The sequence below is a fragment of the Rhodococcus sp. NPDC127593 genome, assembly GCF_042671975.1.
Classification (GTDB): Bacteria; Actinomycetota; Actinomycetes; order Mycobacteriales; family Mycobacteriaceae; genus Rhodococcus_F.
Map to the genome: position 1 here is coordinate 178,842 of NZ_JBHXWI010000004.1, position 26,116 is coordinate 204,957.

The 26,116-nt window shown below is 67.5% G+C and carries 30 protein-coding genes and 1 riboswitch; of the genes, 14 read left to right on the top strand and 16 right to left on the bottom strand.

Annotated features, from left to right (window positions below):
• Window positions 1-202 precede the first annotated feature (202 nt).
• Window positions 203-406, top strand: coding sequence for an RNA polymerase sigma factor (locus ACFVJ3_RS05045; RefSeq protein ID WP_378451014.1), 204 nt, complete (start codon window positions 203-205; stop codon window positions 404-406).
• A 15-nt stretch (window positions 407-421) separates the two neighbouring features.
• On the opposite strand, the gene ACFVJ3_RS05050 is transcribed toward ACFVJ3_RS05045, so the two are convergent.
• The 4 genes from ACFVJ3_RS05050 to ACFVJ3_RS05065 form a co-directional block, all read right to left on the bottom strand.
• Window positions 422-1,834, bottom strand: coding sequence for a lipase family protein (locus ACFVJ3_RS05050; RefSeq protein WP_378451015.1), 1,413 nt, complete (start codon window positions 1,832-1,834; stop codon window positions 422-424).
• A gap of 101 nt (window positions 1,835-1,935) precedes the next feature.
• On the bottom strand, window positions 1,936-2,571 hold the full coding sequence (locus ACFVJ3_RS05055) for a TetR/AcrR family transcriptional regulator (RefSeq protein WP_378451016.1): 636 nt from the start codon (window positions 2,569-2,571) through the stop codon (window positions 1,936-1,938).
• A gap of 42 nt (window positions 2,572-2,613) precedes the next feature.
• The gene (locus ACFVJ3_RS05060) at window positions 2,614-4,506 is read right to left on the bottom strand and encodes a glycoside hydrolase family 15 protein (RefSeq protein ID WP_378451017.1); all 1,893 of its coding nucleotides are present in this window, start codon (window positions 4,504-4,506) and stop codon (window positions 2,614-2,616) included.
• Window positions 4,507-4,600: 94 nt separating this feature from the next.
• Window positions 4,601-5,488: a sigma-70 family RNA polymerase sigma factor gene (locus ACFVJ3_RS05065; protein WP_378451018.1), complete on the bottom strand. Its 888-nt coding sequence runs from the start codon at window positions 5,486-5,488 to the stop codon at window positions 4,601-4,603.
• Window positions 5,489-5,593: 105 nt separating this feature from the next.
• On the opposite strand from ACFVJ3_RS05065, the gene ACFVJ3_RS05070 reads away from it, so the two are divergent.
• Window positions 5,594-6,358 carry an SDR family oxidoreductase gene (locus ACFVJ3_RS05070; protein WP_378451019.1) on the top strand — a complete coding sequence of 255 codons (765 nt, stop codon included), beginning with the start codon at window positions 5,594-5,596 and terminating at the stop codon, window positions 6,356-6,358.
• Here ACFVJ3_RS05070 and ACFVJ3_RS05075 read toward each other — a convergent pair.
• The 3 genes from ACFVJ3_RS05075 to ACFVJ3_RS05085 are packed head-to-tail and all read right to left on the bottom strand — an operon-like array spanning window position 6,343 to window position 7,653.
• Window positions 6,343-7,260, bottom strand: coding sequence for a SigB/SigF/SigG family RNA polymerase sigma factor (locus ACFVJ3_RS05075; protein WP_378451020.1), 918 nt, complete (start codon window positions 7,258-7,260; stop codon window positions 6,343-6,345). The genes ACFVJ3_RS05070 and ACFVJ3_RS05075 overlap by 16 nt on opposite strands.
• A 43-nt stretch (window positions 7,261-7,303) precedes the next feature.
• On the bottom strand, window positions 7,304-7,450 hold the full coding sequence (locus ACFVJ3_RS05080; RefSeq protein WP_164709551.1) for a hypothetical protein: 147 nt from the start codon (window positions 7,448-7,450) through the stop codon (window positions 7,304-7,306).
• Between the two features lie 59 nt (window positions 7,451-7,509).
• On the bottom strand, window positions 7,510-7,653 hold the full coding sequence (locus ACFVJ3_RS05085; RefSeq protein WP_378451021.1) for a hypothetical protein: 144 nt from the start codon (window positions 7,651-7,653) through the stop codon (window positions 7,510-7,512).
• A gap of 314 nt (window positions 7,654-7,967) precedes the next feature.
• Between ACFVJ3_RS05085 and ACFVJ3_RS05090 the strand changes: the two genes are divergently transcribed.
• On the top strand, window positions 7,968-8,294 hold the full coding sequence (locus ACFVJ3_RS05090; RefSeq protein WP_378451022.1) for a helix-turn-helix transcriptional regulator: 327 nt from the start codon (window positions 7,968-7,970) through the stop codon (window positions 8,292-8,294).
• Window positions 8,295-8,309: 15 nt separating this feature from the next.
• Here ACFVJ3_RS05090 and ACFVJ3_RS05095 read toward each other — a convergent pair whose 3' ends face one another.
• A complete protein-coding gene (locus tag ACFVJ3_RS05095) occupies window positions 8,310-8,693 on the bottom strand; it encodes a hypothetical protein (RefSeq protein WP_378451023.1) in 384 nt (127 codons plus the stop codon).
• Window positions 8,694-8,933: 240 nt separating this feature from the next.
• On the opposite strand from ACFVJ3_RS05095, the gene ACFVJ3_RS05100 reads away from it, so the two are divergent.
• The 3 genes from ACFVJ3_RS05100 (at window position 8,934) to ACFVJ3_RS05110 (ending at window position 10,919) form a co-directional block, all read left to right on the top strand.
• The gene (locus ACFVJ3_RS05100; RefSeq protein ID WP_378451024.1) at window positions 8,934-9,242 is read left to right on the top strand and encodes a MerR family transcriptional regulator; all 309 of its coding nucleotides are present in this window, start codon (window positions 8,934-8,936) and stop codon (window positions 9,240-9,242) included.
• Between the two features lie 454 nt (window positions 9,243-9,696).
• Window positions 9,697-9,924, top strand: a complete 228-nt coding sequence (locus ACFVJ3_RS05105) for a hypothetical protein (protein ID WP_378451025.1) — start codon at window positions 9,697-9,699, stop codon at window positions 9,922-9,924.
• Window positions 9,925-9,953: 29 nt separating this feature from the next.
• The gene (locus tag ACFVJ3_RS05110) at window positions 9,954-10,919 is read left to right on the top strand and encodes a ferritin-like domain-containing protein (RefSeq protein WP_378451026.1); all 966 of its coding nucleotides are present in this window, start codon (window positions 9,954-9,956) and stop codon (window positions 10,917-10,919) included.
• 63 nt (window positions 10,920-10,982) lie between these two features.
• Here the strand turns inward: ACFVJ3_RS05110 and ACFVJ3_RS05115 are convergent, their stop codons facing one another.
• Genes ACFVJ3_RS05115 through ACFVJ3_RS05135 form a run of 5 tightly spaced genes read right to left on the bottom strand, consistent with a single transcriptional unit; the run spans window position 10,983 to window position 14,638 of the window.
• Window positions 10,983-12,146, bottom strand: a complete 1,164-nt coding sequence (locus tag ACFVJ3_RS05115) for an epoxide hydrolase family protein (RefSeq protein WP_378451027.1) — start codon at window positions 12,144-12,146, stop codon at window positions 10,983-10,985.
• Between the two features lie 56 nt (window positions 12,147-12,202).
• Window positions 12,203-12,553: a hypothetical protein gene (locus ACFVJ3_RS05120; protein ID WP_378451028.1), complete on the bottom strand. Its 351-nt coding sequence runs from the start codon at window positions 12,551-12,553 to the stop codon at window positions 12,203-12,205.
• 49 nt (window positions 12,554-12,602) lie between these two features.
• Window positions 12,603-13,430: a TIGR03620 family F420-dependent LLM class oxidoreductase gene (locus ACFVJ3_RS05125; protein WP_378451029.1), complete on the bottom strand. Its 828-nt coding sequence runs from the start codon at window positions 13,428-13,430 to the stop codon at window positions 12,603-12,605.
• A gap of 41 nt (window positions 13,431-13,471) precedes the next feature.
• Window positions 13,472-14,275 carry an ABC transporter gene (locus ACFVJ3_RS05130; RefSeq protein ID WP_378451030.1) on the bottom strand — a complete coding sequence of 268 codons (804 nt, stop codon included), beginning with the start codon at window positions 14,273-14,275 and terminating at the stop codon, window positions 13,472-13,474.
• 48 nt (window positions 14,276-14,323) lie between these two features.
• Window positions 14,324-14,638, bottom strand: coding sequence for a DMT family transporter (locus ACFVJ3_RS05135; RefSeq protein ID WP_378451031.1), 315 nt, complete (start codon window positions 14,636-14,638; stop codon window positions 14,324-14,326).
• Window positions 14,639-14,648: 10 nt separating this feature from the next.
• Window positions 14,649-14,710: riboswitch (guanidine-III (ykkC-III) riboswitch) on the bottom strand.
• Window positions 14,711-15,482: 772 nt separating this feature from the next.
• Between ACFVJ3_RS05135 and ACFVJ3_RS05140 the strand changes: the two genes are divergently transcribed.
• Together ACFVJ3_RS05140 and ACFVJ3_RS05145 are read left to right on the top strand one after the other, a co-directional pair.
• Window positions 15,483-16,199 (top strand): response regulator transcription factor, encoded by a 717-nt coding sequence (locus tag ACFVJ3_RS05140; RefSeq protein WP_378451032.1) that lies wholly within the window; start codon window positions 15,483-15,485, stop codon window positions 16,197-16,199.
• Between the two features lie 80 nt (window positions 16,200-16,279).
• Entirely contained in the window at window positions 16,280-17,662 is a 1,383-nt protein-coding gene (locus ACFVJ3_RS05145; protein WP_378451098.1) for a sensor histidine kinase, read from the top strand.
• Between the two features lie 3 nt (window positions 17,663-17,665).
• On the opposite strand, the gene ACFVJ3_RS05150 is transcribed toward ACFVJ3_RS05145, so the two are convergent.
• Window positions 17,666-18,091 (bottom strand): HIT family protein, encoded by a 426-nt coding sequence (locus ACFVJ3_RS05150; RefSeq protein WP_378451033.1) that lies wholly within the window; start codon window positions 18,089-18,091, stop codon window positions 17,666-17,668.
• A gap of 140 nt (window positions 18,092-18,231) precedes the next feature.
• Here ACFVJ3_RS05150 and ACFVJ3_RS05155 point away from each other — a divergent pair, with 140 nt between their 5' ends.
• Together ACFVJ3_RS05155 and ACFVJ3_RS05160 are read left to right on the top strand one after the other, a co-directional pair.
• The gene (locus tag ACFVJ3_RS05155) at window positions 18,232-19,485 is read left to right on the top strand and encodes a glycosyltransferase (protein ID WP_378451034.1); all 1,254 of its coding nucleotides are present in this window, start codon (window positions 18,232-18,234) and stop codon (window positions 19,483-19,485) included.
• Complete coding sequence (locus ACFVJ3_RS05160) at window positions 19,482-21,572, top strand: ArnT family glycosyltransferase (protein ID WP_378451035.1); 2,091 nt, start codon at window positions 19,482-19,484, stop codon at window positions 21,570-21,572. Before ACFVJ3_RS05155 ends, ACFVJ3_RS05160 begins: the two co-directional genes overlap by 4 nt.
• 59 nt (window positions 21,573-21,631) lie before the next feature.
• Here ACFVJ3_RS05160 and ACFVJ3_RS05165 read toward each other — a convergent pair whose 3' ends face one another.
• Both ACFVJ3_RS05165 and ACFVJ3_RS05170 read right to left on the bottom strand, forming a co-directional pair.
• On the bottom strand, window positions 21,632-22,030 hold the full coding sequence (locus ACFVJ3_RS05165) for a hypothetical protein (protein WP_378451036.1): 399 nt from the start codon (window positions 22,028-22,030) through the stop codon (window positions 21,632-21,634).
• Window positions 22,014-22,400 carry a hypothetical protein gene (locus ACFVJ3_RS05170; protein ID WP_378451037.1) on the bottom strand — a complete coding sequence of 129 codons (387 nt, stop codon included), beginning with the start codon at window positions 22,398-22,400 and terminating at the stop codon, window positions 22,014-22,016. The genes ACFVJ3_RS05165 and ACFVJ3_RS05170 overlap by 17 nt, the downstream gene beginning before the upstream one ends.
• Window positions 22,401-22,500: 100 nt before the next feature.
• Between ACFVJ3_RS05170 and ACFVJ3_RS05175 the strand changes: the two genes are divergently transcribed.
• The 4 genes from ACFVJ3_RS05175 (at window position 22,501) to ACFVJ3_RS05190 (ending at window position 26,113) form a co-directional block, all read left to right on the top strand.
• Window positions 22,501-23,640, top strand: coding sequence for an acyl-CoA dehydrogenase family protein (locus ACFVJ3_RS05175; protein ID WP_378451038.1), 1,140 nt, complete (start codon window positions 22,501-22,503; stop codon window positions 23,638-23,640).
• A 121-nt stretch (window positions 23,641-23,761) separates the two neighbouring features.
• Complete coding sequence (locus tag ACFVJ3_RS05180; RefSeq protein ID WP_378451039.1) at window positions 23,762-24,550, top strand: enoyl-CoA hydratase/isomerase family protein; 789 nt, start codon at window positions 23,762-23,764, stop codon at window positions 24,548-24,550.
• Between the two features lie 37 nt (window positions 24,551-24,587).
• Window positions 24,588-24,965 (top strand): Zn-ribbon domain-containing OB-fold protein, encoded by a 378-nt coding sequence (locus ACFVJ3_RS05185; RefSeq protein ID WP_378451040.1) that lies wholly within the window; start codon window positions 24,588-24,590, stop codon window positions 24,963-24,965.
• Entirely contained in the window at window positions 24,965-26,113 is a 1,149-nt protein-coding gene (locus ACFVJ3_RS05190) for a thiolase family protein (protein ID WP_378451041.1), read from the top strand. Before ACFVJ3_RS05185 ends, ACFVJ3_RS05190 begins: the two co-directional genes overlap by 1 nt.
• Window positions 26,114-26,116 lie beyond the last annotated feature (3 nt).

Consider the following 26,116-nt stretch of genomic DNA (forward strand, 5'->3'; position numbering starts at 1 on the left):
GGCCCCCCCCCCGCCCCTTACGCCAGCCGCCGCCCCCCCAAGACACCCACCCCCGCCCCCCCCGCCCCCGCCTCCGCACACACTGCGCCCCCGTCCCCGGGGACGGTGGCCCACTGTGTTTCCCGCACGCTCACCCCTGGGTGGGCAGTTCGTCACCCTGGGGTCCCTGTCTCCGACCCCGCCGGTCATTGACGATGAGTGCATGCAAGTGAATTCGTGCAGGTCGGCGGTACTGGATGCAGTGGAAGCGCTGCCCGCGCTCGAAAGGGAGACACTGGCCCTCGTGTACTACCGGGGCATGTCCTGCGACGAGGTGGCGGACACGATGCAGATCAGCGTCGCCACCGTCCGGGACCGCCTCCACGAGGGGGCGCGCAGACTGCTCGCTGGTGTCGGCAGCCTCTGATCGGAACCCCCGCCCTCATGTGCCGATCGGCTGACCGAGCAGGCTCGCGATCGTGTCGCCGACGATCGACGACCACACCGGCCACGTCGCCTGGTCGAGGGCCATCGATCCCACGTCGTGGGTGGTGCACCCGACGTCGGCGGGCACCCCGGCGAACCGGTCCCGCAGCCACATCAGGGCGCTCGCGGCCGCGACCGGTTCGAGGGACAGGTGCTCGCTCGCATGGTCGCGGGTGTACGTCACCCGGGCGTTCTGGTCCTGGCAGTAGGTGCCGACGAGTGTGTCGACGGGTCCGACCGGCACCAGCCAGTCCGGGTTCGCCTGGTACATGAATATCGGTACGTCCGGGACCAGGTGACCCATCTTCGTCCGGTCGAGCACCGATTCGACCACCGGATCTCGCAGCGGGTCGCCACTCGGGCTGTCGAACAGCCCCCTCAGGTTCGCGAACGGCAGCAGCGCCGACTGGTAGCTGACGCAGAGGTTGCTCTTGGCGGCCAGGAGTTGCTTGCCGAGTGGATTCAGGTGCGTGTCGAGATACTCGGCGAGCTCGGGATAGTCACGGCTCACGCCGAACACGCCGCCCAGCACGATCCCCGCACCGAGGTTGTTGTCGGCGATATCGACGAGGGCGCCGAGATCGGCCGGGATGCCGCCTTCGGCCGCGCCGACGATGTTCAGGTCCGGTGCGTAGCTCGCGTGGAGTTCGGCGGCGTGCCCCGTCGCGATCGCGCCTCCCGAGTAGCCCATCACCCCGACGGGAGTCTGCCGGCCCGGCAGCCCCAGTGGGTCGAAGTTCTCCGCCGCCCGGATTCCGTCCAGGGTGATGCGGCCTGCGAGGGGCCCGGCCGCATACGCGGCATTCGGGCCCTGGTGATCCGGCATCACGACGGCCCATCCCTGGGCGAGGGCGGCCTGCGCCTCGAGGAACTGCAGCGGCGCGACGACCTGACCGGTCAGCGGCGCGGGCACGGACCACTGCTGCAGTGCGTACGAGGCGGCGCAGTACCTGCCGAGGGAGTCTTCCGCCGGCTGGAGCGAGAGCAGATTGCGGACGCCGTCGATCGTGCCCCGCGGCTTGACGACCGTCGCGACCGCCGGGATCGCCTCGTCCCGCGAATTGTTGGAGCGATAGGACAGCTGCCACGCGTCGACGTTCACCGGAAGCACCGACAGGTTGGCCAGATGCACTTCGCGGGCGGCGATGATCTCGCCCGGCTCGGCCGCCGCGACCACGTCTGCCGGCGGTTCGTAGAAACCCCGGTCGGCCTCGGGCCAGGCGGGAACGGTAGGGGCCGGCTGCACGTCCACCGACGTTCCGGCGTCGGCGGGAGCCCCGACCGACGGCGTGGCGACGGCGAGCTGCGTGCCCACCACCAACGCTCCCACCAGCAGTATTCGACGTCGCAGCACTCTCGATCCGATCATGTGGTCCTCCCCGGGCTGAAGTGAGACGTCCATGTCTCACTTTGAGAGCAGACCTTAGATCAGGTGTGACGGGTATCGCAATACTCGCGAGTAAGTTCGGCTCAGGACTGATCGGTGACCAGCGCGATGAGCATCGTGCTCAGGACGTCCACCAGGACCGACGCGGACGGTCGGGGGGAGGCGGTGCTCCAGTGGTGGGCGAGGTCGTTGACCGCCCCGATGAAGGCGATCGACACCATCGCGAACCGCTCGGGCGGGTCGACGACGCCGCCGTCGATCGTGCGAGTGACGGTTTCGAAGAGTTGCGCCCACTGCGTGCGGCGCTCGAGGCGGTACTGCTCGACCCGGGGGCCCGCCCCGACCACCTCCACGAAGATGATCCTGGCCCGCCGCTCGTCCGTGCCGACCGACTCGATGTACGCCGTCATGACGGTGCCGGCGACGGTCCGCGGATCGCGCGACGGCGCCCTGTCGTTCGCGGCGAGCACGGCGTCCCGGGCCTCGTCTTGAATCGTGTCGTAGAGCGCGAGGAGGATGTCCTCGCGGCTGCCGAACTCCTCGTAGAACTGGCGACGCGACAGTCCGGCGTGGGCGCAGATGTCGCTGATCGAACTGTGGGCGTACGTCTTCTCCGCGAAGACCGACAGGGCGGAGTCGAGGAACCGTGCCCGGCGGGCCACGCGACGTTCCGCAACCGGTTGGCCGCTGTACGTCCGATTCGACTCTGCTCGGGACACGATCTCAGCCTACGGTGACGGGACGTTGTGGCCCGCCGCGGCTCACATCAGTTCCCGCATCCGCTCGTGCAGGATGATGCGCCCCGCGGCCTCGATTAGCGCGAGGTGGGAGAACGCCTGCGGGAAATTGCCGAGATGACGGCCGGTGCTCGTGTCGAACTCCTCGGCGTACAGCCCCAGCGGAGAGGACACGCTGAGTAGCCGCTCCATCAAATCGGTTGCCGCCTGTACCTGTTCGACCACGGTCAGTGCCGACACCAGCCAGAACGAGCAGATCAGGAAACTGCCTTCCGTCCCCGACAGCCCGTCGTCGGTTTCGCCGGTGCGGTAGCGCAGGACGAATCCGTCTTCGGTGAGGTCGTTCGCGATGGCGTCGACGGTGGCGCGCAGGCGTTCGTCGCCGCGGGGAAGGAATCCGAAGACGGCGGCGAGCAGGGTCGACGCGTCGAGCGCTTCGGTGTCGTAGTGCTGGCGCAGCACCCCGTCCTTCACCCCGTGCTCGAGGATGTCCGCGCGGATCTCGTCGGCTGTGGCGCGCCAGGTTTCCTCGGCCGAGCGATCGCCGCGGATGCCCGCGATCTTCGACGCCCGGTCGAGTGCCACCCAGCACATCAGCTTCGACGACACGTAGTGCTGCGGTGCGCCGCGGGCCTCCCAGATCCCCTGATCGGGGTTGCGCCACACCGCTGACGCGCACGTCGCCTGCTGCTGCACGAGCGGCCACAGCCGGCGGGGGAGGCGCTTGCTGCGCACCGTATGCAACAGGATCGAGTCGAGGACGGCGCCGAACACGTCGTTCTGCCGCTGCTCGAACGCGCCGTTGCCGATGCGCACCGGACGAGCGCCCGCGTAGCCGGACAGGTCGTCGCGGGTCGACTCCGTCAGGTCGCGGGTGCCGTCGATTCCGTACATGATCTGCAGTGCGCCATCGCCGTTCGACTCGAGGTCGGCGACGAACTGCATGAACTCGTCGGCCTCCCAGTCCAGGTTCAGATAGTGCAGCGCCTGCAGGGTGAACGTGGAGTCCCGCATCCACGTGTACCGGTAGTCCCAATTACGTTCGCCGCCCGGAGTTTCCGGAAGGGACGTAGTGAGAGCCGCGACGGTGGCGCCGGTCGGCATGTACGTGAGTCCCTTGATGGTCAGGGCGGACCGCTGGATCGCCTCACGCCACCGGTGGTCGGGAAAACGTGCGTGGCTGAACCACTGCCGCCAGAATTCCGTTGTCGCATCGAGTTGCCCGACAGCCTCTTCCACGGTCTGCGGTGCGACGAGTTCCGCCGACCACGTCAGGGCGCAGTAGAGGGTTTCACCCTTCTCGAGCACGTGGCGGGCGCGAACCCGCCCCCCTTCGATGCCGAGTGCCATGTCGGTCTGCAGGCGGAGGGTCTGACCCGCGCCACTCGCGTCGGCGGTGTGCCGGCTGCCGTCCACGAGAACCCACTCCGCCGGTGTGCGCCCGTAGTCGAACACGGGCTCGCACACCAACTCCACCTCCACGCTGCCGTCGAGGCAGGTGACAGTGCGGACCAGCATGTGGTCTGCGTCCTCGTCTGCAGGTGGCCGTGTGTGAGGAGTGACGGTGTCCTCGCCGCGGCTCGGACCCATCGTCAGCGCGCTGCGCACCGTGACCCAGCCGGTCGGCGTGTTCCACACCGCCGAAATGGTGTTGCTTCCCGGCTCGTACTGCCGGGACGCCGGAACGTTGAGCCCGAACGGTCCGATCCGGAACATCCCCGCCTCGCGGTCGAGGAGGGACCCGAACACGCTGGGCGAGTCGAACCGGGGCACGCACAGCCAGTCGACGGAACCGTCCGGCGCGATCAGCGCCCCGGTGTGGCAGTTCGAGAGGAAGGCGTAGTCGGCGATCGGCGGGAACGGCGACGGCGCGGCAGCGCTCTGGGGTGGGGCATCGTCGTCCGAGGCAGTAGTCACGTTCGCGCGCCCCTCTCCCGGCAGTGTCGACCACCTCCATGCTGCTGGTCGGGGCGCGCACGGTCATCACCCTGTACGGGTGACCGGGGTCCCGTCAGTCACCGAGAACCGCGAGATCGAGTCGGCGGACGCGATCGGGTTCTGCGATGACGTCGATCTCGGTGATCCTGCCGTCCGCGATCGTGAACGCCAGCACCAGGTGCAACCGTCCGTGGAGTGCCATCACGAGCCCGGCCGCCCCGTTCACCAGGGCAACCTGGGTGAACCGGGCCCGTTCCGCGGAGGCGAGCGCGCCCCTGGCCACGACGCGGGCACCCCGGATCACGAGAGGTGCCGGGGTGGGGCCGACAGCCGGATCGGCCCGGAGCACCACGTCCGGATCGAGCAGGGCGACCAGCGCGTCGAAGTCGCCGCCGCGGGTGGCGGCCAGATAGGCGTCGACGACGCGGCGCCGGCGGTCCAGATCCGCCGTGTCCGGCGCCGGCGAGGCTCCTTTCACCCGTCGGCGGGCGCGGCTCGCGAGTTGCCGCACCGCGGGGGAGGAGCGGCCCACGATGGGGGCGACGTCGTCGAAGGGCACGTCGAACATGTCGTGCAGCACGAACGCGAGCCGCTCGGCCGGGGTCAGCGTGTCGAGCACCACCAACAGGGCCAGCCCGACCGAGTCCGCGAGCATCGCTTCGTGTTCGGGGTCGCCACCGTCCTCGTGACCGACGATCGGGTCGTGTGCCAGCACGTCGAGAGGTTCCTCGCGCCGCTGCTCGCGTGAGCGCAGCACGTTCAGGCACACCCGCGACACCACCGTGATCAGCCACGCCTCGAGATTGTCCACATCGCCGGTGTCGGCGCGGCTCATGCGCAGCCACGCCTCCTGGACGGCGTCGTCGGCCTCGCTCACCGAGCCCAGCATCCGGTACGCGACAGCCCGCAGCCGGGGCCGGTGTTCCTCGAAACGCTCCGTCAGCCGATCGCGGTCGTCCACCGTGTCACATTCCTTCCTCGCCGCGTGTCTAAGCAGTAGATCCACCGAAAACCAGCTGTCGAGACCGGGAAACCGAGTCCCGCATCCCACGAATCTGGAGAGATCATGACATCACCCATTCTGATCACCGGCGGTACGGGCACGCTCGGACGTCAGGTCGTCCCACTGCTGCGGGCGGCGGGACGGGACGTGCGGGTTCTCAGCCGGCACGGCCGCGAGACCGGCGACGGCATCGAGTACGTGACCGGTGACTTGTTCGAGGGCAAGGGAATAGAGCCAGCGCTGGAGGGGGTCGAGACCGTTCTGCACCTGGCGGGCGGCCCCAAGGGCGACGAGGTGGCGACGTGGAACCTGGCGGAGGCCGCCTCGCGCGCCGGGGTGCAGCACCTGGTGTACATCTCGGTGATCGGCGCCGACGGCGTCCCGCTCGGCTGGTTCACGTCCAAGCTGGCCGCGGAACGAGCGGTGGCCGATTCGGGTGTGCCGTGGACGACGCTGCGCGCGGCCCAGTTCCACGACCTGGTGCTGACCATGCTGCAGAAGATGGTGAAACTGCCGGTGATCCCGGTCCCGGGCGGACTGCGTTTTCAGCCCGTCGACTCGGGGGAGGTCGCGGCGCGTCTGGTGGAACTGACGCTCGGGGCACCGGCCGGCCTGGTTCCCGACCTGCCCGGGCCGACCGTGTACGGGATGGCCGATCTGATTCGCGGATACCTGCAGGCGACCGGAAGGCGTCGGCTGACGATGCCGGTCCGGATGCCGGGAAAGGCCGGCCGCGCGTACCGGGACGGCGCGAACCTGTCACTCGACGTCGCAGCGACGGGCAAGCGGACGTGGGAGGACTTCCTGGCCGCCTACGAGAGCATCTGACCGCCGACGTCGGCGAGTTTCCCGCGCAGGTCCGCCAGGGTCTTGGTCAGGAGCCGGGACACCTGCATCTGCGAGACACCCACCCGCGCGGCGATCTGCGACTGGGTCATGTTGCCGAAGAAGCGCAGGACCAGCACGGTGCGTTCGAGGTCGGGAAGTGATTCCAGTAGAGGTTCGAGGACCACGTGGTCCTCGACGTGTGCGAGGGCCGGGTCGAGGTCGCCGATCGTCTCCGACAGCGGGCGTTCGTTCTCGCCGAGCGGGAAATCGACGGAGAGGGTGCTGTACGCGTCGGCGACCCGGAGCCCCTGGACTACTTCGTCCTTGTCGATCCCGAGGGCTTCGGCCAGTTCGCTCGCCGTCGGGGCGCGTCCGAGTGTGGTGGTCAGTTCGGTCGTCGAGTTGGTGAGGGACAGGTGCAGTTCCTGCATGCTACGCGGGACACGCATGGCCCAGCCCGTGTCGCGGAAGTGCCTGCGGACTTCGCCGGTGATGGTCGGGACGGCGTAGGACACGAAGTTCGCGCCGCAGCGGGCGTCGAATCGGTCGACGGCCTTGACCAGACCGAGGCGGGCGACCTGGATCAGGTCGTCGAGTGGTTCTCCGCGACCGTGGAAGCGCCGGGCGATGTGTTCGGCGAGCGGCAGGCAACGTTCGATCAGTCGCTGTCGCAACACTTCGCGGCGGGGGTCGGAGGCGGCGAGCCGGCCGATGGCCTCGCACTGCGCGGGCACGTCACGGTACTGGTCGCGCTCGCGGCGCGCGGGCTCCGGGCGTTCCCGCCGTCGGTCTTCTGCTGCTGCGACCTCTGCCGCAGGCTTCGTGCGATGCGTCGGCGTCGTCCTCGAGGGGATGCGACGGATTTCGCAGGATGGTGCGACGAGCTGGGTGGACACATTCATGGCTCTGCCCTTCTCTGACCTGCCGGCATCGGCAATGGCGTCGCTATTCGACGAGTGCGGGTGAGGTGTCGGCGGCCTCGTCGGCGAACATCGCCTCGATCCGGGCCTTGATTTCCTCGGTGCTCATCGTTGCTCCGCCTCGCGAGGCAGTAGTGGTGGCGGAAGCGTGGGATGTGGAGCTGGCGGGCATGAGCGTTGTGTCCTGTCGGGTGCGAAGGGTCGGTGGAGAAAAGGTGGGCGGGCCGGCCGTCAGGTCGGCAGGGACGAGAGGAGAGTGAGCGCGCTGAGGGCCAGCGTGGCGATCAGGCCGCCGGCGATCGCTCCACCGCTACCTGCGCGGAGAACGAGGACTTCTCCGTCGTGGGGAGGGTTCTGCGCGTTGTGTGTGGTCATCGGTTCTCCTTGGTGTCCACCTCGTGGTGTGAACTTATCTGCGTTGAAGAATATAGATTTGTTCTACAGTCATAGCGCAGGAAGTTCAAGCGGAGTCAGCAAGATTGCTGCTCGAGGGGGGCGATCGCCGGAGGAGATCCGGATCAGGAAGAGATCAGAGGAAGCCGAGTGGCCGTCCGGGCCGCCGAGAACTGCGATGCGGGAGTGGGGAAAGCGCGGCACATGCAGGGCAGCGCGAACCTGTACCCCCTGCGGCACATTGTGTCCTTCTGGCCTTGATAAGATTGATGCGCCCTGAGAAGAAGGGAGATCCGGTGACGTCCTCTCATGTGCCGCTTCGTTCGCAGCGAGGTGTGTACGGGATCTCGGTAACGTCGGAACTGACGGGTATCGGGCCGCAGACGCTGCGCTTGTACGAGCGGCGAGGGTTGATCACACCGACTCGCACGGGCGGTGGCACACGCCGGTACAGCGAGGACGATGTCGCGCGCCTCCATAAGGTCACCGAACTCGTTGCCGCCGGTGTCAATCTGGTCGGAATCGGTCAGATTCTTCAGCTCGAAGCCGAGAATGCGATCCTCACGGCGCGAAACGCCGAGCTGGAGCAGCTCGTGCAGTCCGAGGTCCCTGGTCGCGCCTGAGCGGCGCTTACCGGCTCAGCTCGTGGACGGGTCGTTGGTGGCGTTGAACTCGTCGAACGATGCGTCGGCCGACTGCCATTTGCCCTCGGCCCGGATGTCGGCGAACGCGAGGTCGAACGCGTCGACCAGCCACGCGTGCTCGGCGGCGGCCAGCAGTTCGTCGGACGTGCCGTCGGTGACGCCCTGGTAGAGGCTGACCCGCCATTCGGACGTGTCCTCGGCGGTCTCGGTCAGTCCGTCGGCGGCGTTGAATGCGAGAAGGTAGCGGTTGTACTCGAAATCGACCCGGATCGCATAGCCCGTACCGGTGTTGACGACATTTGCCGGCCGCTGGGTGGCCGCGGCGAGCGCAGTGAGGGCATCGCGGTAGCGATCTGCGTGTTCCTGAGTGCGGGGCACCGTTTTCTCGTCTCTGGCGCAGAGGCCGTGGCACTGGCGGCCACGACACCTCCACGAACCCTGCCGGAGCGACCTCGGTTCGTGTTCGGTTCGGACCCGAGATTACGTCACCCGCTCCTGGTCCTCGCGGCAGCAGGCCGGGCATGAGCAGCCAGAGATGCAAAATCTATACCATCAGTTGCAGATTCGTTTCATGCGTTTGTTAACATCAGGTGTTCCTTGAGCAGAAGGGAGCCTGTTGTGACCATCGATGCCTTACCCCGCTCATGTCGCGGGGTCTACGGAATTGCAGTGACTTCGGAGTTGACGGGCATCGGCCCGCAAACTCTGCGGCTGTACGAGCGTCGCGGATTGCTGACGCCGGCCCGGACCAGCGGCGGCACCCGTCGATACAGCGATGACGATCTGGTCAGGTTGGCGCGCATTGCGCAGCTCATGGAGGACGGAGTGAACGTCCCGGGCATTCAGAGGATTCTCGCGCTCGAAGCCGAGAACGTGGATCTGGCGTCCCGGTTGGAAGGGTCGGAGGGCGGCTCGGCCGGAGAGTGATCCGTCAGGTTATGGGGGTTCGACCGATTTTCGGACCGACGTCGGTCTCCGCCTCCGGTTCTTCTCGAGCAGTGGGATCCCGTAGATGTGTCATCTGCGCTGGTCCCGGGTGGTTTCAGCGCCGCAATCCGCGCGTCGGCCGATTCTCTTGCTCGGACGGGTTGAACTTTACTGCTGAGTAGATAAGATGAAATCTGTATCAGCCAGAGCAGATAAGTTGACGACCCGATACGAGCCGCACGCACACGAACACAGAGTGTGACGCCGCGGCAGGGAGAGAACAAGCAATGGCCGAACCCGACACTGCCCGTGCAGTCGATGTCGTCAGCGCGCTACCGCTGTAAATCGCGAAACCCGGGCCCTGCACGAAGGCGCCGACAGCGTCGTCAGGCGAACGCCCTCTCGTGTACGCCCGCCTCTGGTCCGCACTCGACTCCAGACGGGAAATCGAACCATGACCCTTGCCCACAATGCACTCCGCACACGCACTCCCCGGCACGCGAAGAACCAGCAGGACGAGCCCGACCGCCGTTTCTCGCTCGGGACCGCTCTCGTCGCTGCACTCGTCGCCGCCGTGCCTGCGATGTCCGTGACCGGATCGGCGGTCCTCGCGGCCGTCACTGCCGGTTCCGTTCTGGCCGGCGTCCTACTCGCTGCCTATCTCATCTCCAGCCTGATCTGACCGCACCCCACGAACCGGAAGGACACACCATGACCATCACCACTGTCCCCACACTGATCACCCAGCTGCGCGCCGTACTCGATCTGACCAACACCGAAATCCAGGTTGCCGAAACCCACGTCGCGCAGGCGCGCACCGAGGCCGTGCGCCGAGAACTGACCGAGAACGCCGAGAACGGACGCCTCCGTGCAGAGGCGATCGAACGCGCCATCCGCGATCTCGGGGGAGTGCCGGAGATCGTCGGCCCGCTGCTCGGCCGGCTGGCAGCGGCGCTGAAGGCAATGGCGGAGCAGGCCCAGCCGTTCGACGAGGCCCTGCTCGGCGACCTCGCCCTCGAACACCAGCTGCTCGATCGCGCGCGGTACGTGAAGGCCCTCGCGACCACGGCCGGGAAGCAGGACGTCGTCCGGTTGGCCGATCGACTGGTCACCGCGCACGCCGCGACCGTCGACTGGTTGACCACGGTGCTCGCGGAGGAGGCGCTCGGTGGACCGGCGGCCCTGCGACGCACCCCGTTCCAGGCGGCGACCGGCGCCACGATCCGGCTGATCAACGTCCCCGTCTCGTGGTCCGCGCGCGGCATCGACCGTGCTCTCGACACGGCCCGCACCACCCCGCCGATGCTGAGCGCGTTGCTCGGGCGAGGCGCCCACGCGGGCGACGTCGCGGTGAAGACACTTGCCGCCTCGCGTGATGCCGCTCTCGAAACGGCCGAGCAGGTCACTCGCAACGAAGGCGCCGACGGAATCGCCGACGCGATTCATTCTGCACGCGCCGCCGGCGGCGTCCTGGAGGCGGACGAACTCCCGATCGCCGACTATGACGACCTCAACGTGTCCCAGGCCGTCGCCGCGGTCAAGGATCTGACCGATCCCTCCGACGTGCGCACCGTCGTCGCCTACGAGGAAGCCCACAAGGATCGTCAGGGCGTGGTCTCCGCGGCCCAGACTCGACTGGCCGGTATCGCCCAGGAGGTTGCCGGTATCGGTAACTGACGCAACACCGTCGGCGAACTCGCCGGTCCCGCAACCCGGGGCCGGCGGTTCGTCGTGTCGCGCTCAGCGGAGTCCGGCGAAGAACTCCCGGATGTCTGCGGTCAACCTCTCGGGCTCTTCGAGTGCGGCGAAGTGACCGCCGCGGTCCTCGACGTCGGTCCACCGTGTGATCGCGTGCTCCTGTTCGGCGTAGCGACGGATGCCGACGTCGTGGGCGAAGACGATGACCCCGGTGGGGATCCCGGACGCGGATTTGTCGGCGCCCCAAGATGATTCCCGCATGTAGCCGACATACGCGGACGAAGACGCGGTGTCGGTGAGCCAGTACAGCATGACGTTGGTGAGCAGACGGTCGATGCCGACGACATCGTGGGGGAGCGCCGCGCGGGGATACGTCCACTCGCGGAACTTGTCGACGATCCAGGCGAGCTGACCCACCGGCGAATCGGCAAGCGCGGCACCGAGAGTCGCGGGTCTCGTGGACTGGATGGAGATGTAGCCGAACTCCTCGGACATGAACCGGGACACCCGGTCCAGGCGGTCCTGTTCCAACGGTGACAGGCTCGCCCGCTCCTCATCGTCCAGCTCGTGGAACGGAACCCCGACGTTGCCGTTGAGATGCACCCCGACCACCGCGTCCGGGGCGATGCGGGCGACCTCGGGTGAGACGCCCGCACCGATGTCCCCGCCCTGGACCCCGTAGCGGTGGTAGCCGAGCCGGATCATCAGCTCTGCCCACGCCGCGGCGATACGGGCAGTGTTCCAGCCCGATTCGCGGACCGGTCCGGAGAACCCGAATCCGGGCAGCGACGGTACGACCACGTGGAAGGCGTCGGCGGGGTCGCCCCCGTGCGCTGCGGGGTCGGTAAGAGGTCCGATCACGTCGAGGAACTCGACGAACGAACCCGGCCAGCCATGGGTGAGGACGAGGGGCAGTGCGTCCGGTTCGGGTGAGCGCACTTGGAGGAAGTGGATGTTCTGACCGTCGATCTCGGTCACGAACTGCGGGATGGTGTTGAGCGATTTCTCCTGCGCCCGCCAGTCGAACTCGTCGCGCCAGTACGTGACGAGTTCGACCAGGTAGGACGTGGGCACACCGCTCGCCCAGTCGTCACCCGGGAGAGGTGTGCCGAACCGGGTTCGCGCGAGGCGATCGTCGAGATCGTCGAGTTGCTCCTGCGCGATGTCGATGCGAAACGGACGGATGGTCTTCGTCGTGTCGGTCATACCGAACACGCTATGAAGGATTGAGGACGGTTCCGGTCCTCGATTGCGAAGCCGGGTCAGCAGGCCCCGGTCTTGGCGGCGTCGTAGGCCTGGATCATCTGGTCCTTGCGCTCCTGCGGAGCGTCCTTCCACTCCGCCGTCTCGGCCGACTGGGTGAAGAGGTCGTCGAGGGCCTTCGTGCGGTCGAACGACTCGCCGCTCTGCTGCGCCCGCGCCTCTGCGCCGTTCGCGTACTGGAGCAGGCCTTTGCACAGGTCCGCGACGGCGGGCAGGTCTGCGGAGGATGCCTCGGTGGCCTCGGTCGTTGCGCTCGCCGGGGACTCGGCCTCGGTGGTGGTCGATTCGGAACTGCACGCCCCGAGCAGCAGGGCGGCAGGGATCAACAGCGCAACGATGGTTCGTGTCATGCGAAATACATACCAGAGGCACGTGTCGGGCGTTGTCGGCCGGTCGGTCCTATGCACGAAGCGGCAGTGCTCTCGCGAGCTGCCGGGCCGCCTCGCCCGGCAGCTCCCCCAGTTCGCCGATGACGACGTGATCGGCGCCGGCCGCGAGGTGGCTGTGGACCCGCGCGACGATCGCGTCGGCATCGCCCCATGCGACCAGGTCGTCGACGAGCCGATCGCTGAGTCCCGAGATGTCGGTGGCATCGAAACCCATCCGCCCGAAGTTGGCGGCGTAGCCGGGGACTCCGGACAGAAAACCGAGAGGGACGCGGGCTGCTTGGCGGGCACGCGCAGCGTCGGTGCCGAGCACCGTCATGAGCGAGACGACGAGCGTCGCGTCCGGACCGAGGATGCGGCGAGCTTCCGCGGTGTAGTCGGGGGTGACGAGGAGCAGGACGGCCCCCGCGGCCCTGTCCCGCGCGAGTTCCAGCTTGCGTGGGCCCAGTGCGGCAAGTAGTCGGCGCTCCGCCGGCACCGGTGGGTCGGACCGGTCGAGCCTGTCGAGGTACTCGTTCAGTGCCCGGAGCGGTCGCGGGATCTGCGGGCCGCCCAGTCCGACGACGAACCGGTCCGGCGTAGTGGTCTGCAGATCGGCGTACAGCTCGGCGACCGCATCGGCGTCGTAGACGTCGACCGGGATGATGCCGGTCGCGACGGGAATCGAGCCGGTCGCCCGGACGACGGCCGAGATCCGGTCCAGGCTGTCGATCTGACCGCCCCGCAGCCAGATCGCCGAATAGCCGAGGGATTCCAGCCGGGCCGCCTCGTCGAGGTGCGTCTCGTCCGGTGAGATGTCCAGGGAGATGCCGACGGGTCCGAGGCCTTCGATGCGAGTCATGACCCGACCGTAGAACCTCGAGTCACGTTCAGGTCAAGGCGTCAGGCGGGCCCGAGTGTGTAGTCGACGCCCGGACGGTCTCCCTTGCCCTTGAGCCACCGTCCCGGCAACTTGCCGGCGAGGTCGCCGAGCGGCCCGACGGCGGCGCTGAGAATCCCCACCGTTTCCTGCAGCAGGTCGATGCTGGCGCTCATCCGCTCGAGGTTGGGCGCCAGCGCCGTCAACGTTTCGGACAGCGCGACGATCTGGTCGAGTGGGCCACCCTCGGCGATGAGACGTTCGAACGCGCCACCCTCCGACAGCAGGGTCTCGAGGATGCCGTTCTCGGCGAGCGCCCGGTCCACGATTCCGCCCGGCGCCGTGAGCCGCTCGACCGCACCGTCCTGCGCGGTCAGCCGTTCGAGAGGTCCCTGCTCGGCGGTGAGACGGTCGAGCAGACCGTCCTTCGCGAGAAGCCGTTCCAGGGTGCCGTCCTCGGCGAGCACCCGGTCGAGCGGGCCGTCCTTGGCGAGCACCCGCTCGAGCGGGCCGCCCGGCTCGAGCAGACGTTCGAGGGTGCCGCCCTCCGAGGTGAGACGGTCGACGGGACCGCCTGGAGCGAGGAGACGGTCGAGCGGACCACCCGGCTGAAGGGCCTGCCCGAGCGGGCGGTCATTGGCCGCGAGCGACGACAGTTGGCTGATTACCTGCAACGGGCTCCCCGGGGTGCTCATCCCCGTGACCACACCGGTCCCGGCGACTGCCGTGCGGACGGTCATCAGGCTGGCTTCGGCGATTCCGAGGCCGACATCGGCCGCCGCGAGACCGACGCGCACCGGGAGGGTCATCAACGACACCAGGTTCATGGAATTACTGTAACCCGCGACACACAAGCATCGAGTGTCACGATCGGCTCAGTGCAGAACCTTCAGCCCCACGACGCATCCCACGATGCCGAGGATCAGCAGGATCTTCACCAGCGAGGAACTCTCGGCGCCGGTCACCATCGCGAACCCGACCGTGAGGGCCGCGCCGATGCCCACCCACACCGCGTACGACGTTCCGATGGGGAGACTGCGCATCGCGAACGCCAGACCCGCCATGCTGAGGATCAACGCGATGCCGAATACGACACTGGGTCCGAGTTTGGTGAAGCCTTCCGACCGGCCGAGGGCGGTGGCCCAGACGGCCTCCAGGATTCCCGACAGCACAAGGACGATCCACGCCATGACAAACCTCCGGGCACCGTCTTGTCGCTGGCCGGGTACGGTGCGCTCGTCCGGATGTCGTGTCGACGATTTCCACGGTACCCAACGAGGCACTCCGCGCCTGTGAGTGGTGAGCGAGTACACACACTCCTCGAACGCGCACGGGTCGCGAATGCGCCGATTATCTCGCAGATCGAGGTCGCCTCATTTATTGTCGAGCGAAACAGTGAATTCTGTGCATATACCACGGAAGATAACGAGGCACATCATGATGCTCGGACTGCTCGCCGCAATCAACAGCGCTTTCACCCTCGGGCTCGCCAACACGATCGGGACGTTCGGTGGAGTGGTACTCAACCTGAATGTCGTCGCCTGAACTTCCTGCCTGTCAAGACAACTCCGCTCCCGCAACCCCGCTGTCGGCTCGGCGGCGGGGTTGTCTCGTGTGCGGCGACCGGAGGCGCCGGCACGCGGAGCGCAACTTTCCCATCCTTGCCTATGTGCCGTGAGTTTCACCCTTTTTCGCCAAAGAAGAATGGCTGATTTTATTCAGGAAAATTGCTCGCGTGTGTCGCCGCTAATTCCCCGGAGTTGACCTAGTGTCATCCGCAACGCGCACGGACGGCGCGCAACTACCCCTTCGCAGGGGCGACGATGGAGGTCATGATGCTCGGACTGCTCGGGGCGCTCAACAGCGGTGTCACACTCGGCTTGGCCAACACGATCCTGACGTTCGGCGGCGTAGTGTTCAACCTCAACATCGTCGTGAACTGACGAGCGGAATCCCGCCCGCACGGGCCGGTGGTGCCGGCTCACAGGAATCTCCCAGGAAACCTACAGCGACGATCCAGCGTCACGAGTGATGATGGGTTCCGTGAATAAGAAGCCTGTCGAAGCCCGCGTCCTCGTCGTCGACGACGAACCGAACATCCTCGAGTTGCTCTCCGTGAGCCTGCGATTTCAGGGATTCGAGGTGGCGACGGCGTCGACCGGGGCCGAGGGACTCGACACGGCCCGCACGTTCCGCCCCGACGCCGTCATTCTCGACGTCATGATGCCGGGAATGGACGGGTTCGGGCTGCTCAAGCGCCTGCGCGCCGACGGTGTGGACGCTCCGGTGCTGTTCCTCACCGCCAAGGACGCGGTCGAGGACAAGATCAGTGGCCTCACCCTCGGCGCGGACGACTACGTCACCAAGCCGTTCAGCCTCGAAGAAGTGGTGACGCGGCTGCGCGTCATCCTGCGGCGCGCCGGCAAGGTGTCGGTGGAGGAGCAGTCCGCCCGCATCAAGTTCGCCGACATCGAACTCGACGACGACACGCGGGAGGTCTGGAAGGCGGGCGACCTGGTGTCGCTGTCGCCGACCGAGTTCACGCTGCTGCGGTACTTCATGGTCAACGCCGGCACCGTGCTGAGCAAGCCGCGGATCCTCGACCACGTCTGGAACTACGACTTCGGCGGTGAGGTCGGGGTGGTCGAGTCGTACGTGTCCTACCTCCGCCGGAAGGTCGACACGGGCGAGACGCCGCTGATCCACACCCTCCGCGGCGTCGGCTATGTGATGCGAGAACCGCGGCGATGACCGCGCCTGCGGCTCCGCAGGAGTCGGCCGAAGTGGTCGCCGCTGTCCCGAACGGGCTTGCGCGACGGTGGATTCGCGCGATGCCGCTACGCATCACCCTCGTCGGTGCCGTGCTCCTGCTCGCTGCGCTCGGGCTCCTCGCGTCCGGTGTCGCGGTGACGTCGGCGCTCGAGAATTCCCTGACCAACCGTGTCGATCACCAGTTGCACGAGGCGGCTCAGGGGTGGGCGAAGCCCGGCAAATCGCGCCCGCTGCCGCCGCCGGACGAACCGAACCCCGGCCGCCCGCCGAGCCCGTTCTACGTCCGCACGACGCTGGCGAACGGAACGGTCCTGCGCGAGATCAACGACGAATCCGTCTCCCCCGCACTGCCCGAGGACCCCGCGTCCGGGCCCGAGACGGTCGGCTCGACCGACAACTCCGACGTGCGCTGGCGGGTGCTGACGACGACCGCGCCGGACGGAACCGAGACCACCGTCGCGATGACGCTCACCGAGAACGACGAAACGGTGAACCGGCTGGTCGTGCTGCAACTCATCATCGGTGTGGTGGTGCTGATCGCGCTGGGAGTGGTCGCGTACTTCGTGGTGCGGCGCAGTCTGCGTCCCCTCGTCGAAGTGGAGGAGACCGCTGCGGCCATCGCGTCGGGTGACTTGCACCGCCGAGTTCCGGAACGGGACGATCGTACCGAGATCGGTCGACTGTCCGTGGCGCTCAACGGAATGCTCGCCCAGATCCAGCACGCATTCGCCGCCACCGAGGCGTCGGAGGAATCCGCGCGCCGCTCCGAGGAGAAGATGCGGCGATTCGTCGCCGACGCGAGTCACGAGCTGCGCACCCCGCTCACCACGATCCGCGGCTTCGCCGAGCTGTATCGACAAGGCGCGATGACCGACACGGAAACCCTGATGAGTCGCATCGAAGGGGAGGCGTCGCGGATGGGGCTCCTCGTGGAGGATCTCCTCATGCTCGCCCGGCTCGATGCCCAGCGTCCCCTCGAGACCCGGCCCGTCGACCTGCTGTCGGTGGCCTCGGACGCCGTGCACGGGGCACGCGCCGTCGCCCCCGATCGGTCCATCGCGCTCGACGTCCGCCCCGGACCAGGGACACCCGAGGTGATCGGTGACGAGGCCCGGCTGCGGCAGGTCCTCGGCAACCTGCTCGCCAACGCCGTCAAACACACCCCCGCCACCGCGGACGTGACGGTGCGGCTGAGCACCGCCGAACACAGCGTCGTGCTCGAGGTGGCCGACACCGGACCCGGCCTCAGCGAAGAGGACGCGGCCCGGGTGTTCGAGAGGTTCTACCGCACCGACGCCTCCCGCACCCGGGAGAGCGGCGGCAGCGGGCTCGGCCTGTCGATCGTGGCGGCCCTCGTCGCCGCCCACCGAGGGTCGGTGACCGTCGACAGCCGGCCCGGCGAGGGTGCCACCTTCCGGGTGGAACTGCCGCGGTCGAGCTGACCGTCAGTCGGGGACGTTGTCCCCGTGCCCGAGTTCGCGCAGCGCGGCCTTGAGCTTTGCCTGCGCCTCGTCGAGCGATTCCCGGGACGGATTCTGCTCGGCGTTGCTGATGTTGAAATCGCCGAGGTCGTAGGCCGGGAAAACGTGCACGTGCAGGTGCGGCACCTCGAGGCCGGCGATCAGCAGACCCGCCCGCGGTGCGTCGAACGCGGGGCGGACGGCCTGCCCGATCGTGCGGGCGACGTCCATGACCTTCGTCCAGATCGCACCGTCGACGTCCTGCCACTGGTCCACCTCCTTGCGAGGTACGACGAGGGCATGGCCCTGCGTGACGGGGGCGATGGTGAGGAACGCGACGACGTCCTCGTCCTCCCACACGAAACGTCCGGGCAGATCTCCGTTGATGATGGCGCTGAATACTGATCCCATGGCCGCCATTATGCGGCTTCGCCCCCCGTGAGTACTTATCAACCACCCGCGGTTAATAAGTACTCACGGGCGCGAAGCGCACAGGAAACTCCCAGCCTCCGTCCAGAGTCATCGGAGCGTACGGGACGAATCTTGGACGCATGACGACGAATTCCCTCTCCCGCGCACCGGGCGCCATGGGACGACTCGAGACCCCCGAAACCTCAGAGACTGCGCCCGTGCTCGACGTTGTCGTGCCGGTCTACAACGAGGAAGCCGGACTCGAACGTTGCGTGCGCCGGCTGCGGCGGCACCTCGACGAGAACGTTCCCTACTCCGCCCGCATCACCATCGCCGACAACGCCAGCGTCGACGCCACCCTCGCCGTTGCCCACCGGCTGGCCGCCGAGGTCGACGGCGTCCTCGTCGTGCACCTCGACGAGAAGGGGCGGGGCCGCGCTCTGCGTGCGGTGTGGAGTGCCTCCGACGCCGAGGTGGTGGCGTACATGGACGTGGACCTGTCGACGGACCTCAACGCCCTGATGCCGCTCATCGCGCCCTTGCTGTCGGGGCATTCGGACCTCGCGATCGGCTCCCGTCTCGCCCGCTCGTCGCGGGTGGTCCGGGGGCCGAAGCGCGAGTTCATCTCCCGCAGCTACAACCTCATCCTCCGCAGTGCGCTGCACGCGCGGTTCTCCGACGCGCAGTGCGGGTTCAAGGCGATGCGGGCGGACGTCGCGCAGCGGCTGCTGCCGCTGGTCGAGGACACCGGATGGTTCTTCGACACCGAGCTGCTGGTGCTCGCGGAACGCGCCGGGCTCCGCATCCACGAGGTCCCCGTCGACTGGGTGGACGACCCGGACAGCCGCGTCGACATCGTCGCGACCGCTGTCGCCGACCTCAAGGGCGTGTGGCGGGTGGGCCGTGCCCTGTCCACCGGATCGCTGCCGATCGGCAGCCTCCGCGACAGCTTCGGACGCGAGCCGCTGGTGCCCGGAGTTCCCCGCGGCATGGTCGGGCAGCTGGCCCGGTTCGCCGTGATCGGCGTGGCGTCCACCGTCGCGTACGCGCTGCTCTACCTGCTCCTGCATCCGATCATGGGCGCGCAGTGGGCCAACGCCGTCTCACTCCTCGTCACTGCCGTGCTCAACACGGCCGCGAACCGCGCGTTCACGTTCGGTGTCCGCGGATCCGAGGGTGCGGCCCGGCATCAGATGCAGGGCCTGCTCGTGTTCGCCTTCGGACTGCTGCTCACCAGCGGTTCGCTGTACGTCCTCCATTCGGCGGCCCCGGACGTGTCCAAGCACGTCGAACTCGCCGTCCTCGTTCTCGCCAATCTCGTTGCCACCATCAGCCGTTTCATAGCCCTTCGCTGGGTGTTCCGGAACGCACGCCCCGAAGGAGTTCATGCATGACGACGACCCTCGAACAGCCAAAGGTCGAACCGGCCGAACCACCTCCCGCCCGGAGGCGGTGGGAGCCCTGGGCACTCGCCGCACTCCTGGTCGGGACCGCGGTCGCGTACATCTGGGGGCTCGGCGCCTCCGGCTGGGCCAACTCGTTCTACGCCGCCGCGGTCCAGGCGGGTTCGGAGTCGTGGAAGGCGTTCTTCTTCGGATCCTCCGACGCCGCCAACTCCATCACCGTCGACAAGCCCCCGATGTCGCTGTGGCTGATGTCGCTGTCGGTCCGGGTCTTCGGGCTCAGCTCCTGGGCGATGCTGGTTCCGCAGGCCCTGCTCGGCGTCGGTTCGGTCGCCCTGCTGTACGCCACGGTGAAGCGGTGGTTCGGCGCCCCGGCGGGTCTGCTCGCGGGTCTCGTGCTCGCGCTGACGCCGATCGCGGTGCTGATGTTCCGGTTCAACAACCCCGACGCCCTGCTGGTGCTGCTGATGATCGCGTCCGTGTGGGCGATGCTGCGGGCCGTGGAGGATGGACGCACCCGGTGGATGGTGCTGACCGGCGTGTTCGTCGGTTTGGGGTTCCTGACCAAGCAGCTTCAGGTGATGCTCGTCGTGCCGCCGCTCGCTCTGACCTATCTCTTCGCGGGACCGCCGAAGTTCGGCAAACGCCTCGCCCAGTGCTTCGCGGCGCTCGGCGCGATGATCGTCTCCGCCGGCTGGTGGTTGCTGATCGTCGAACTGTGGCCGGCGTCGTCGCGGCCCTGGATCGGTGGTTCGCAGAACAACTCGATCCTCGAACTCACGCTGGGTTACAACGGTCTCGGCCGGTTGAACGGTGAGGAGACCGGCAGTGTCACGCCCGGCGGCGGCAGTCGCGGGGACGCCGCGACTGCCATGGGTGGTGCCGGTGAGGCGATGGCGGGCGGCGGCATGCCCGCAGGCGGCCCCGGTGGCGGCGGCGGAATGTGGGGCAGCACCGGCATCACGCGCATGTTCGAATCGGCTCAGGGCGGTCAGATCGCCTGGCTGATCCCGGCCGCACTGATCCTGCTGGTCGCCGGTCTCGCACTGCGCGGCAGGGCGCCTCGCGTCGACACCCAGCGTGCGTCGTTCCTCGTGTGGGGTCTGTGGCTGCTCGTCACCGGACTGACGTTCAGCTTCATGGCGGGCATCTTCCACGCGTACTACACAGTCGCTCTCGCACCGGCTGTGGCCGCGCTGGTGGCGATCGGTTCGGTGACGCTGTGGCGTCGACGGGACGCCCTGTGGGTGCGGGCGGTCCTCGCCGTGACACTGCTGGCCACCGCCGCCATGTCCTGGGTTCTGCTCGGACGCAGCGCGTCGTTCGTGCCGTGGCTGAAGTGGGCCGTGGTCGTCGTCGGAGTTGTCGCCGCGGTTGCCGTGCTGATCCCGGCGCTGACCCGAGGCCGGATCGCCGCCGTGGTCACGCTGGCCGCGCTGTTCACCGGGCTCGCCGGACCGACGGCCTACGCCGTCGACACCATCGCGACGCCGCACACCGGTTCGATCGTCTCGGCCGGACCCAATGTCGAAGGCGCCCGCGGAGGCCCCGGCGGAATGGGTGGCCCCGGCGGCATGGACGGTGCCGGACGCGTGGGCGGCCGCACCGACGGTGCCGCGGTGCCCACCGCGCCGGGCGGTGTCGTTGCGGGCGCAACGGACGGTGCGGCGGCAGCTGCCACCGACGGCATGGGCGGTATGGGTGCCATGGGCGGCGCCGCCGGGGGACTGCTCTCCGGTAGCGATCCGGGCGCGGAACTGGTGACGTTGCTCGAACAGGACTCCGGCAACTACACCTGGGTCGCCGCGGCCATCGGATCCAACAGTGCGTCCGGCTACCAGCTGGCCACCGAGGACCCGGTCATGCCGATCGGCGGGTTCAACGGCAGCGATCCATCACCCACGCTGGAGCAGTTCCAGCAGTACGTGGCGGACGGCAAGATCCACTACTTCATCTCCGGCGGCCGTGGCGGCGGAATGGGTGGCGACGGCACGGCGTCGGAGATCTCCACCTGGGTGCAGGAGAACTTCACCACCGTCACCGTCGACGGCGTGACCCTGTACGACCTCACGTCCTGATCGAAACCGGCTGTGCGCACTCGTTCACCGTTCGCGGTCGACAAGTGCGCGCAGCTGTTTCAGACGTCGAACGAGATTTCGGGCGTGCGGCAGATGAGCAACCTCCGCACGAGGCCCGAATCGTCGAGCTGTGCCGAGGTGTTGAACGAGGCCTCGAATTCGCCGTTTCGGGTGGTGCGTCCCAGAGCCAGCTCGAGCTCTCCCACACGAGCACCCGCGAGGACCTCGTGTACGAGCACACTCTTCTCGCGTTGCTGCAGGTACCCGATCAGGCCTGCTCGATCCCCGACGAACTCGGCGGCATTACCGTCTCCGGTGGAGAATTGAATCGACATCCGGAAATCGTCGCTGATCATGGTCAGGACGCGGTCGGGATCGTCCGAATCCATGATCGCGAACCACGCGACCAGCGCGGGCGTCGGACAAGTGGTCTCGGTCAGGTCAGTCGCGCTTCCCATGGGCCAACTCCTTTGTGAGAATGCTGAATTCCGTGTCGAAGGACACCTCGTACGCATCGATGGCACCCTCGCTGTCGAGGTGCATCGCGGCGAGGAAGTAGCCGGTTGTCTTCACGTCGTTCTCGACGACGGAACCGTAGGCGAACTGGACGTCGCCGGCGCTGCTCGTTCGGAGCAGCACGTGTCGTCGATCGACCGGGGGCCGTCCCCTGAGGTAGTCGAGCATGTCGGCGCGGCTGTACCCCCGGCGGACGGTACCCGGGAGGACTATGGCGAACTCGATCGATTCGTCGAGCAAGGCAACCGCGTCTTCGGTCCGGCCGCTGTCGAGGATCGCGTAGTACCGCTCGATCACGAGTGCATCGGTCATGAAATGAACTTAGTTCAAACTGCCGGGCGTTGTCGAGAGTCCTTGCCGAAGCAGCTCCGGCGAAACTAAACTGAACTCACGTCAATTTGAGGAGAGTTCCATGCCGTCGCCCCATTCCCGCCCCTGGCCCGAGACCGAACCCCCGGCGATGACGCCTGTCGCCGAGCACGACGATATCCGGGCCGTAGTCCGCCAATTGCTGGATCGGCATTCGACGCTCGAGGCCGGCCGCCTCGCCGCCGAGTCCGAAATCGGCTATTCCCCCGAGTTGTGGTCGCTTCTCGTCAAGGAGATGAACGTCGCCGCCCTGACGGTGCCGGAGGATCGCGGGGGCCTGGGTTACGGCATGGTCGAACTCGGGATCGTTCTCGAAGAATGCGGGCGCGCGCTGGTCGGCGAACCCGTACTCACGTCCGCGACACTGGGAGTGCACGCCCTGCTCGCTGCCGAGAGGTGCCCGCAGGTCGACGAACTGCTGGGACAAGTCGTCGAGGGCGAGCTCGTCGCAACCGTGACAGCCCTGTGCTCGGAGACCGATTTCGTCGACGCCACCCGAGCCGGAGGCCGCTGGTCGGTGTCCGGCCGCGCGACCAATGTCGTGCAGGGTGGCGCGGCCGATATCGTCGTGCTACTCGGGCGTGGTGACGAGGGGCCCGGCCTCTACGCGGTCGATCTGCGTACAGCCCCGGTACGGCGCTCGGAGCTTCCGGTCATCGACCCCAGTCGGCGGCAGGCGAATCTGCTCTTCGACGACGCCGAGGCGGTACGTCTCGTCGGACCCGCCGACGCACTGCGGACGGCCGCATCGCTGCGGAGCCTCGGAGTGATCGGCCTGGCCTGCGAACATGTGGGAATTGTCGACCGATTGCTCGAAAGCACAAGGGAATACACGGTGCAACGCCACCAGTTCGGGCGGGCGATCGGCTCCTTCCAGGCCGTGAAGCATCGATTGGCGAACACCCTGGTCGAGTTGGAGAAGGCTCGATCGGCGGCGCGATATGCGGCCGCCGTCTTCTCGGAAGACCCGGACTCCGCGGCGCTCCCCGCCGCGGTCGCGGGAGCAATCTGCACCGAGGCCGTGATCGCCACCGCCCACGAGGCCGTGCAATTGCATGGCGGTGTCGGCTTCACCTGGGAACATGCGGCGCATTCCTACGTTCGCCGCGCCCTCGGAGACGAACCGCTGCTCGGGGATTCGCGGGCGCATCGCAGTCGTATCGCGGATCTCGTCGGGCTCTGACGTCGGGTCGCCTGCCGGCGGCTGAATCGAAAACTCTTTTCCCGCGCTATTGACGGAACAACTCCCACCCAGTAGAACTGAAGTGAATCCAGTTCAGTTTATCCCTCGAAAGGACACCGACATGGTGGACACCGACCACATCGTGCTCGAGAAGGACGGCGACGTCGCCCGCGTGTGGCTCAACCGCCCGCACAAGAAGAACGCGGTCACCGTCGAGCTGCTGCATCGCCTCGACGAGATCATCGTGGAGGTCGACAACGACCCCAACCTCAAGGTGCTGGTCCTGCGTGGACGTGACGGCACCTTCTGCTCGGGCTTCGATCTCGACGAACTGCGGGAGAAGTACGTCGGCTCCACCACCGCGATGGACGTCGCCGTGCTGTCCGCCCGGGTGTGCGACCGCTTGTACTCGATGAACACGCCGTCCGTCGCGGTCCTCGAAGGCTTCGTCACCGCAGGCGGTTTCGAGCTCATGATCTCCTGTGACTTCGCCATCGCCGCCGAGGACGCCCGTATCGGCGATTTCCACATCCGTCGCGCGCTGTTCGGCGGGGCAGGCCCGATCTACCGGCTCCCGCGGATGATCGGCATTCGGAAGACCAAGGAGCTCATGCTGACCGGCAAGCTCCTGACCGGCAAGGAGGCGGAGGCCTTCGACCTGATCAACGCCTCGGCGCCGGCCGAAGACCTCGACAAGCTTCTCGCCGAGTTCATCGCCCCGATCGTCGACAAGAGCCCGTTCATGATGAAGCTCACCAAGATGTGCATCGACCGCGGCCTCGACGCGGACATCCAGTCACTGATGGTGATGGAGCACCTCGCCGTCGGCAATGCGCTGCAGTCCGAGGACGCACGAGAAGGCGTGAACGCCTTCCTCGAAAAGCGTGATCCGGTCTGGGTCGGTCGCTGATCCGATACCGACGACGAATCCCGAGGAGAGAATGAGGATGGGCGAGACACATACCGCGCCGGCGCTCGGCGCGAGCCGGTGCTCCCACTGCTCGACTGTCGCGTTCCCGGCCACCAGCCTGTGCTCGCAGTGCTCACGACCGGCGATGTCGCCGTTCACGCTGAGCACACGCGGAACGGTCTGGGCGTACACGGTTCAGCGGTTCGCCCCGAAATCCCCGCCGTACGTCCCGCCGCCGAACGGTTTCGCACCGTTCGCCGTCGGATACGTCGAACTCCCCGAGGGAATCAAGATCGAAGCCGTGCTCGAATGCCACGACTTCGACGAGTTGGACGACGGGGCGCCGGTGACCTTGATCGCCACGGCGCCGGTGCCCCGGTTCGCCACCGATGCCTATCTGAAGGAGATCCGCTGATGTCCACCGTGTCGATCATCGGGGCCGGACTCTCGAAATTCGGACGTCAGCCGGACAAGAGCGGTCGCGGGCTGGCCCTGGACGCGATCGCGTCCGCCTTGACCGACGCAGGCATCGCGTGGACCGATGTTCAGGTCGCATTCGGCGGCAGCGACGGATCCGGGCTCGCCGACACCCTGGTCGCCGAACTCGGGCTCACCGGCATACCCTTCACCAACGTCAAGAACGGTTGCGCGACCGGCGGTAGCGCGCTGGTGTCGGCCGTCAACGCGATTCGCGCGGGCGCCGCCGACATCGCACTCGCGGTCGGCTTCGACAAACATCCGCGCGGCGCCTTCGACCCGGCACCGCAGGATTGGGGCCTGCCCGTCGGTTACGGCGAGGCGGGCCTGATGGTCACCACCCAGTTCTTCGGCATCAAGATCGCGCGGTACATGCGCGAACACGGGATCAGCGCACCTACGCTCGCCGCCGTGGCGGAGAAGGCGTATCGCAACGGCTCGCTCAATCCGAATGCCTGGCGTCGCGAACCGATGTCCGCTGAAGTGATCGCCGCAGCGGACATGGTCAACGACCCACTCACGCGATACATGTTCTGTTCTCCCGGCGAGGGCGGTGCCGCCGTCGTCGTGGCGAGTGAGGCCGCCGTCCGGCGCCTCGGCGGGAGGCCCGTGCAACTGCGCGGAATCTCGGCGGGCACCCGCCGATTCGGCTCCTTCGAGGTGTTCGGTCCGTCGATACAGGGCGAGGGAACCCCGTCGAGCGTGAGCACGTCCACCGCCACCGCCGCATTCGAGCAGGCCGGACTCGGCCCGTCCGACGTCGATGTGGCGCAACTCCAGGACACGGAGAGCGGCGCCGAGATCATGCACATGGCCGAGTGCGGATTCTGTGAGCACGGCGAACAGGAGAAGCTGATCGCCGCGGGCGAGACGGAGATCGGTGGCCGGATCCCGATCAACACCGACGGCGGATGCATCGCCAACGGGGAGCCGATCGGCGCCTCCGGCCTCCGGCAGATACACGAGATCGTCACGCAGTTGCGCGGGGAGGCCGGTGCCCGACAGGTTCCCGGACACCCGCGCATCGGATTCACCCACGTCTACGGTGCGCCCGGAATCAGCGCCTGCACCGTCCTGTCCGTCTGAGGA